This is a genomic window from Microcystis sp. LE18-22.4A (genome assembly GCF_027531105.1).
Taxonomy (GTDB): domain Bacteria; phylum Cyanobacteriota; class Cyanobacteriia; order Cyanobacteriales; family Microcystaceae; genus Microcystis; species Microcystis aeruginosa.
Genome location: NZ_JAPZRB010000190.1, coordinates 1 through 1,408 on the forward strand (window position 1 = coordinate 1; position 1,408 = coordinate 1,408).

At 48.3% G+C, this 1,408-nt stretch carries 3 protein-coding genes; 2 read left to right on the plus strand and 1 reads right to left on the minus strand.

Translation table 11 applies throughout. The annotated features are described in order from the left end of the window. The first annotated feature begins 164 nt into the window (after positions 1-164). On the plus strand, positions 165-353 hold the full coding sequence (locus O9295_RS08405; protein ID WP_288032653.1) for a hypothetical protein: 189 nt from the start codon (positions 165-167) through the stop codon (positions 351-353). Between the two features lie 20 nt (positions 354-373). Beyond that, positions 374-799, plus strand: a complete 426-nt coding sequence (locus tag O9295_RS08410) for a hypothetical protein (RefSeq protein WP_288032654.1) — start codon at positions 374-376, stop codon at positions 797-799. 35 nt (positions 800-834) lie between these two features. Here the strand turns inward: O9295_RS08410 and O9295_RS08415 are convergent, their stop codons facing one another. Beyond that, positions 835-1,230: a hypothetical protein gene (locus O9295_RS08415; protein WP_288032655.1), complete on the minus strand. Its 396-nt coding sequence runs from the start codon at positions 1,228-1,230 to the stop codon at positions 835-837. Positions 1,231-1,408: the final 178 nt, after the last annotated feature.

The window sequence follows — 1,408 nt, forward strand, 5'->3', positions numbered from 1 at the left end:
AACTTTAAACTCTAAGACAAACATTTTACGCAGGGGGGACTTAGACAAAATCAGTATAGCACAATAAAAGTTAAGTTAACAAGATATAGTTTAAAAAGCCGTCCTAAAAGGACGGGGCTTTAACCCAAAATTTCGGTAAAGAACGTTCCCGCGTGTATTACGATATGTTTCAAAGTGAATTACAAGAAAGGGATTGGGAGAACCACCCCAAACGAGAGGAGTGGATTACTGAAATACGGCAAGGAAAAGGTCGTTTTGTAGCCCAAGGGGGACCACCAGAAGAGTGGGAGACAAGAAAAGCTTTTGCGGACTGGGCGATTACCAACAATTTAGTTTGGGGGAACAAATCTTGAAAAAACTCCCCAGGGAGCCGATGCGCCCCGAAAAGGAACCAGGAGCGGAGGTAGAAATCTGGCAGCCCCGCTGGAATTGCTTCTGCTGTCATGACAGTGGGATTGTCCACCACTATCTCGCTGCCCTTGTCATCGATGGTTTTGACTCCAACCTGGATAAACTGCCCCGCTGCCATAACCCCGGCTGCTATGCCGGCGGTCACTTTGACGGGGAAGTTTTGGCTCCTAGTGTGGATTATCGGCTGACTGCTGACATCTGCCAAGAACTCGATGCCATTGAGCGGGAGAATTGGCGGGATTACGTTCAAAAGAAACGGCTTACTCTGAAAGTTGAGCTATCAACCATCGGCAAAAATCTGAGACAGTGCCAACGCACATCGACCGAGGAAAGGTCAGCCCGGCAGAAACATCAGGCTGTTTTGGGGGAATTGAACGGTCTTTGCTGATTTCGGCGGTCGCTATCCTTGATCTTTAAACAGCCCTAAATGAAACTGGCATTAACCTGATAGGAGATCAAATCTCCCTCGACAAAGAAGCTGAGGCCGTAGCGACCCGGTGTTAAATTGAGAGACAGTCGGTCGCCGTATTCAACCGAACCGACGACGGTGGCGACACCCTTACTATCAAATCGGACTAACTCGGTGATCACGTTGGGGTCGGTGGCGAGTTCCAAACGAAGGTTACGCGAAGTCCTGAATTTGAGTCTGTCCACACTATCCCAAACGCCGCAGCGATTAGTTTCCCCTAAATGACCGTCAACCTCGAAGCTTTTTCCCGTTTTAGCTTTTCCCAGATCGATCGCTCCGCCCCATTCCCGACTCAGATCGCGTCTGGCATAAATCTCGCCGTCCATTCCAGTAATGATGTCTCTGTTCATAGTTTACCTCCGCGAATTTTTCTATCTCTACAGATAAAAACCCACATTCCGCACCCTCAACTGTCACATAAGCTGTCCCCCTCCAGAGACTTGAGTAAAAATACTTATCTGGTGAAGGTTTTCTCGGTGGCCGCTAGGGGGAGCTTGAGACCCCTAATTATGAAAAAATAGGAATTGT

Excerpts from the sequence above, each read along its gene's own strand:
- O9295_RS08405 (WP_288032653.1), top strand. The coding sequence starts at position 165 with ATGTTTCAAAGTGAATTACAAGAAAGGGATTGGGAGAACCACCCCAAA.
- O9295_RS08410 (WP_288032654.1), top strand. The coding sequence starts at position 374 with ATGCGCCCCGAAAAGGAACCAGGAGCGGAGGTAGAAATCTGGCAGCCC.
- O9295_RS08415 (WP_288032655.1), bottom strand. The coding sequence starts at position 1,230 with ATGAACAGAGACATCATTACTGGAATGGACGGCGAGATTTATGCCAGA.